Genomic DNA, 6,331 nt, shown 5'->3' on the forward strand with positions numbered 1-6,331 from the left:
GAGCTATAAATTAATCTGATTTTATGTCATTCAATAAAAGCCAAATCGAAAAATTGGAAAAAAGCGGATATAGGTTCGTCGGCAAGCATGGCCATGCGGCTGTAAAAACATGCCACTGGACACGCCAGAGCCTAGTTGACAAAGGCGTTTGTTATAAGGAAAAGTTCTATGGCATTCAGTCCCACAGATGCCTGCAAATGTCTCCTGCAGTACCAAACTGCCAGCAGGAATGTGAATTCTGCTGGAGAGATTTGACATACACGCAGACAAGCTGGGAAGATGAGGAGTATGATGAGCCAAAGGTCATAGTTGACGAAGCCATTAAAGCTCAAAATAATTTATTATGCGGCTATTATGGAAATGGCAAAGCAAACAAAAAGAAATTGGAAGAGATGACAAATCCGACAAATGCCGCAATATCCCTTGCGGGAGAGCCTACTCTTTATCCTAAGATTGATGAGCTGATTGGCGAGTTCAATCGCCGCGACTTTACAACATTTGTGGTAAGTAACGGGCAGTGCGTTGACAGACTGCGCAATCTGGAAAACGATCCCTATCAACTGTACCTTTCCTTGGATGCACCTTGCGAGAAAATATACAAGGAAGTCTGCAGACCCAGAATAAATGATGCTTGGAGCAATTTAAATGAATCACTTGAAACCTTGGCCAGTTTTGATTCACGCACATGCATAAGGAATACCTGCGTTAAGGGAAAAAATATGGAAAACCCTGAAGAGTATGGGAAATTAATAAAAAAAGCCGACCCCGATTATGTCGAAATCAAGGCATATATGTATGTGGGCTCCTCACGTGAAAGACTAACCTTGGAAAATATGCCTACATTTGACGAAATCAAAGATTTCGCTGCAAAAATTGGTGATGCATGTGGTAAAGAATTAGTAAATGAATCTGAAGTCAGTCGAGTCGTACTGCTCGAATGAAAACTTCCAGATACATCTAACTCTTTTTTTTAGTGTTAATTGATTTTTTAATATAGCAAAATTATTTGCCTTCAGCCTTTAATTCTTCACAAAGCTCAACGGCTTTACGGGCAGCCTTTTCCATAGATGTTTCGAATGGAATGCCTGCTTCCTCTAAAAGTCTTTGACCTTCTTTTTCATTGGTACCTGTCAATCTGATAACGATATGCACCTTACGGTCAGCCTGTTCCAAAGCCTTGATTACACCGCGGGCCACATCATCAGCCTTAGTAATACCACCTAAAACATTCAGGAACACCACTTTTACAGGATCATAGTTTAAAACGATGTTTAATGCCTGATTGATAATGTGTTCGGAAGCGCCACCACCGATATCCAAGAATGTGGCCGGTTCTCCACCATTAAGCTTAATCATATCCATTGCAGTTAATGTCAAACCTGCACCGTTACCTATTACGGCGATATCCCCATCTAATTGAACAAAGTCCACAGCTTTCTTTTTATAGTGTAGTCTTTCAACCAGGTCCTGATGCCTGAATAAGGAATCGTTTTCAACGACAAGTTTCGCATCAGCGGCTATAACCCCTTTAGGGGTCAGTACCAATGGGTTGATTTCAGCTGTGTCCGCATCGTATTTGGTAAACACCTTATACAATTTCCAGATAATGTCTCCAATTGGAGAGATCAGTTCGGACGGAACTTCCATTTTACGTGCGATTTCACGAGCTTCATATGGTAAGAATTCAAGTAAAGGATTCGGATAATATTTAATGATTTTTTCAGGATTGGTTTTAGCCAAGTTTTCAATTTCAACCCCCCCTTCCTTACTTGCAAGGATTACAGGTCTTCTAGCACCCCTATCAACGGACACTGTTACGAAAAATTCATTAATTATATCGGCTTTTTCTTCAATTAAAAGGTGTTTTACCTTTTCGCCCTTAATTTCCATTCCTAGGATTTCGTCGGCAACTTTCAATGCTTCACCAGGGTTATTTGCGAATTTAACCCCACCGGCTTTGCCTCTGCCGCCAGTTAAAACCTGGGCCTTGATTACAACGGGAACTTCCATTTCAGAAAATACGGACATGGCCTCTTCAGGAGAGTAAACCACATGACCTTCAAGAATTGGAATCCCCTCATCATTAAAAATTTGTTTTGCTACATTTTCAAAAAATCTCATTATAACACCTTACTCAATTAAAGCATATCCGGCTTCAAAAGCAGCGATATTCTTTTCTTCAGTTCCTTTAGGAACACTATCCTCAACCGCTTTAATAACAGCCTCTTTTGATATGACTTTAGAAATTTTTGTAATTGCTCCAACCATAACAATATTCGCTACGATTTTAAGACCTATGTCCTCCATTGCGGTCTGTGTAGCCGGAGCTTCATAAACCTTAATATTATGTTCGTCAATAAAGTCCCTGACTTCATCAACGTCAGTTGTTCCGGGATCAACAATTAAAGTGCCCTCATCTTTTAAATCATCGATATACTTAAGTAACGCCTCATTAGACATTGCTATTAAAATATCGGGATTTTGAACTTTAGGATATTCGATCAGTTTGTTGTCAATGACAACTTCGCATTTAGAAGCTCCTCCACGAGCTTCGGGGCCATAGGATTGAGTCTGAACAGCTTCATTTCCATCAAATAAACTTGCAGCCTTACCTAAAATAATTCCTGCAAGGATAATGCCTTGACCTCCAAATCCACAAATTCTAATTTCTGTTCTCATATTATTCACCTAAAATTCTGTTTTGTATGCGGAATTGACAAGAGTTTTTCCTCCTGAATTCTCAATACTAAATTTATCAAGTACTTCGCTGAGTTCATCCCTTTGTTTATTGGCAAATTCTCCAACAACAATTTTGTCTTTCAATTCTTTTTCACTCATTCTATCTGCAGCGGATTTGTAAACTGTATTTGCTTTCATTACTGCAGCCATAGCGGTTGGGGTCTTAAGCCTATTTTTACGGCCGAAGTAAGTTGGGCATAAAGTAACCACTTCAACAAATGAAAATCCTGGATTTTTTAATGCTGTCTTAATGGACAATACCAGATTTTCCATTTCGACTGTAGTCCATCTAGCGGAATAGCTTGCACCCGCACCTGCAACAAGTTCGGCTAATTTGAATGGAGTGTCATAATTTCCATAAGGTGCTGTTGTTGCAACAATGCCTTTTGGAGATGTAGGGCTGACCTGACCTCCGGTCATTCCATAAATGTTGTTGTTAATACATATTATAGTGATATCCAGATTTCTTCTGGCAGCATGAATTAAATGATTTCCACCGATGGATGCCGCATCACCGTCTCCGCTGAATACAACTACGTCCAAATCTTTATTGGCTATCTTTAAACCGGTTGCAAATGTTAATGCGCGTCCGTGAGTGGTGTGAAGAGAATCGCATTTTAGATAACCTGGAATTCTTGAGGAACAACCAATTCCGGAAACCATCGCAATATTGTCGAAATCCATTTCTGCCTTTTCCATAGCTGCTAGAAAAGCGTTCATTACTGCTCCATTTCCACAGCCCGGACAGAAGATATGAGGAAGTCTTTCTTCTCTCAAATATGGGAGAAATCTGTTGGTTTTTTCTTCTGACATTATTTTCCCTCCACTTCATTTATTTTTGAAATAATTTCATCAGGTGTCGGCAGCAATCCTCCAATTTTGCCCATGAAATGAACATTGTTCTGTTCTTTCAGCAATCTTTCAATTTCCCAATACATTTGTCCCAGGTTCATTTCAACGACAATGACGTTTTTTGCGCCCTGTGTTAATTCAAGAACCTGTTCTTCAGGGAACGGCCATGGAGTATCTATTTTAATATAACCTACCTTCTTACCTTCTTTTCTTATTTTAAGAACAGCTTCGATAACCGCCCTTATAGGAGATCCATAAGAGATTACAACAGTGTCTGCATCATCACAGAATTGGGAGAATACAGATGAAATTTTATCTCTATTGTTTAAAATTTTGCCGCATAACCTTTTAACAAGTCTGCTATGAGTTTCGGGAGTGTTTGTGTCCGGATAACCTCTTTCATCATGAGTTAATCCAGTAATATGAACTTTGAATCCTTCACCAAATGCAGGCATTGGTGTGGTTCCATTTTCAACATGCTCGAACGGCAAATAATCATCAGTCAATTCAGGCATTTTACGAGGAACAATGTTGATTTTTTCCTCATCTATTATCATTTTCTCTCTCATATGTCCCATTGTTTCATCAGCCATCAAAAATACTGGGACCCTGTACTCTTCAGCAAGGTTAAATGCCCTGATTGTGAAATAGAAAAATTCTTCAACACTTGCCGGGGACAGTGCGATAGGTTCATAATCACCATGAGAACCCCAACGTGCTTGCATCATGTCTCCTTGAGCTCCCATTGTTGGCTGAGCTGTGGAAGGAGAACCTCTTTGAACATCACAGATTACAAGTGGAGTTTCGGTTAAAAATGCATAACCAATATTTTCCTGCATTAAAGATAAGCCCGGTCCGGAAGTTGCAGTCATTGATTTGGTTCCACCCCAAGAAGCACCGATAATGGCGCCCATGGAAGCGATTTCATCTTCCATCTGGACAAAAGAACCGCCAACTTTCGGCAAATCATGTGCTAATGTTTCGGCAATCTCAGTGGACGGAGTAATAGGGTAACCTGCAAAAAATCTGCAACCTGCAGCTATTGCTCCTTTAGCGCATGCTTCATTTCCTTGAATAAAATATTCTTCAGTCATTTCCTAACACCTACTTTCTCCCTTTTGCAAAGTGTGGATTAAAATTAATGTCTTTGTCTTTATCCATCCACCAGTTATCCGGAATGTCAAGTACAATAGCCTGATCCGGACATGCCACTTCACATGTTCCGCAATTGGTACATCTCTCTTCAAACTTGACAAAAGGCAATTGAACCCCTTTCCTGTTTATTTCCGGAGATATAGCATATACATTCTTATAACACATGAATAAGCAAAGGTGGCATCCTTTACATAAATTTTCATCAATAATTATCAATTTATAATCTCCTATAAATTCTATAATAAATTAAGATAGAATATGAATTATATATGTTAATAAGCATTTAAATATCTTATGAAAAATCATTATAAATTGAAAAAACTTAATAAAAAATAAAAAAATAATAATAATCATGAAAGATTTAACCACTCCCATCAGTGATGATGAAATATCCCAACTTAAAGTCGGTGACCAAATCAGCATTTCGGGAACAATATATACTGGCCGTGATGCGGCGCTTCCACAACTTGTTGAACTGATTAGAAAAGATGAAGTGCCTTTTGATTTGAAGGGAGCGGCAATAATGCACACCGCATTTAGCGATGCGGGAATCGCCCCAACAACAAGCAGCAAACTTGAAATTGAATCCTCAATTGAGCCGTTAAGCAAGGCAGGCGTCAAAATCCATATCGGAAAGGGGATGCTCAGTGAAAAGACAGCCGATGCGTTGGCTGAAAACAATTCCATTTTTGTAATAACGCCTCCAGTGGCAGCATTGCTTACAAGCAAAGTTTTGGAAAAGAAATGTGTTTTATTTGAAAATGAGGGCATGGAAGCCGTTTTTGAATTGAAAGTAAAAGATATTCCTGGAATTGTAGCAATCCAGGATAAAAAAAGAATTTAAAAGAAGACCTATTCTTCGTCTTCTTCATCATCGCTTTCTTCTTTTTTCTCGAAAGCGTCTACGAAATTGACTTTTGTAATCTCATCGATGTTGTCCCAAATGTCTTTAGCAATTCTGAATCTTGCAAAGGTAATGTCCATGTAGGACTGTTGGTCGAATTTGGACATTTCATCCAATTTGATGTTTGCAACACCGTCAACGATGTCAATTTCGGTTTTATCGATGTCAACATTAGGATTAGCATAATGTAACTCGATCATGCTTTTGATTTTTTCCTCTTCGTCCTGGATGATTTCAGTTACTTCAACATCGTAAACAAGGTCTCTTCCTGCTAATTCATGGTTGAAGTCAACTTTTACTCTTCCACCGTTAACTGTTAAGATTTTACCTGTTGCTCCTTCAGATTGGATTTTCATTCCTGGGAATGGAGTCATGCCTTGTTTTTTGAATTCTCTCATAGGCACTAATTGAATTAAGGAAGGGTCTCTAGGGCCGAATGCATTTTCGGAATCCACTTCAATAGTTTTTTTGTCTCCTTCTTCTAATCCGATGATTGCTTCTTCAATAGCAGGCAATAAGTGGTTTCCTCCTACAACAATTGGGATTGGTTTGTAGGTTTTCTTTTCTTCAAAAATTCCTGCTTCTTGTGCAATTTCATCATAAGTAGTATCAAATACGTCTTCTGTGTCTTTTATTTTACCAGTAAAGTTTACTCTAACAAAATCTCCGTTATCTATAGCC

The 6,331-nt window shown here is 38.9% G+C and carries 7 protein-coding genes and 1 pseudogene; 2 read left to right on the top strand and 6 right to left on the bottom strand.

From position 1 onward, the window contains the following. The first annotated feature begins 23 nt into the window (after positions 1 to 23). Positions 24 to 941 carry a 4-demethylwyosine synthase TYW1 gene (gene twy1, locus IJF99_RS00980; protein WP_292790813.1) on the top strand — a complete coding sequence of 306 codons (918 nt, stop codon included), beginning with the start codon at positions 24 to 26 and terminating at the stop codon, positions 939 to 941. Between the two features lie 61 nt (positions 942 to 1,002). On the opposite strand, the gene sucC is transcribed toward twy1, so the two are convergent. The 5 genes and pseudogenes from sucC to IJF99_RS01005 all read right to left on the bottom strand — a co-directional run. Beyond that, the gene (gene sucC, locus IJF99_RS00985; protein ID WP_292790815.1) at positions 1,003 to 2,121 is read right to left on the bottom strand and encodes an ADP-forming succinate--CoA ligase subunit beta; all 1,119 of its coding nucleotides are present in this window, start codon (positions 2,119 to 2,121) and stop codon (positions 1,003 to 1,005) included. Between the two features lie 9 nt (positions 2,122 to 2,130). Continuing rightward, the gene (locus IJF99_RS00990) at positions 2,131 to 2,679 is read right to left on the bottom strand and encodes a 2-oxoacid:ferredoxin oxidoreductase subunit gamma (protein WP_292790817.1); all 549 of its coding nucleotides are present in this window, start codon (positions 2,677 to 2,679) and stop codon (positions 2,131 to 2,133) included. Between the two features lie 9 nt (positions 2,680 to 2,688). Further along, positions 2,689 to 3,552, bottom strand: coding sequence for a thiamine pyrophosphate-dependent enzyme (locus tag IJF99_RS00995; protein ID WP_292790819.1), 864 nt, complete (start codon positions 3,550 to 3,552; stop codon positions 2,689 to 2,691). Further along, a complete protein-coding gene (locus IJF99_RS01000) occupies positions 3,552 to 4,685 on the bottom strand; it encodes a 2-oxoacid:acceptor oxidoreductase subunit alpha (protein WP_292790823.1) in 1,134 nt (377 codons plus the stop codon). Before IJF99_RS01000 ends, IJF99_RS00995 begins: the two co-directional genes overlap by 1 nt. A 94-nt stretch (positions 4,686 to 4,779) precedes the next feature. Next, a pseudogene (locus IJF99_RS01005) lies at positions 4,780 to 4,962 on the bottom strand (4Fe-4S binding protein); the annotation flags it as partial. Between the two features lie 136 nt (positions 4,963 to 5,098). Here IJF99_RS01005 and IJF99_RS01010 point away from each other — a divergent pair. Continuing rightward, positions 5,099 to 5,590 (top strand): fumarate hydratase C-terminal domain-containing protein, encoded by a 492-nt coding sequence (locus IJF99_RS01010; protein ID WP_292790825.1) that lies wholly within the window; start codon positions 5,099 to 5,101, stop codon positions 5,588 to 5,590. 8 nt (positions 5,591 to 5,598) lie between these two features. Here the strand turns inward: IJF99_RS01010 and IJF99_RS01015 are convergent. After that, positions 5,599 to 6,331: peptidylprolyl isomerase (locus tag IJF99_RS01015; RefSeq protein WP_292790827.1), on the bottom strand; the 733-nt coding region annotated here is incomplete at its 5' end.

The sequence above is a fragment of the Methanobrevibacter sp. genome, from assembly GCF_017406825.1.
Lineage (GTDB): Archaea > Methanobacteriota > Methanobacteria > Methanobacteriales > Methanobacteriaceae > Methanocatella.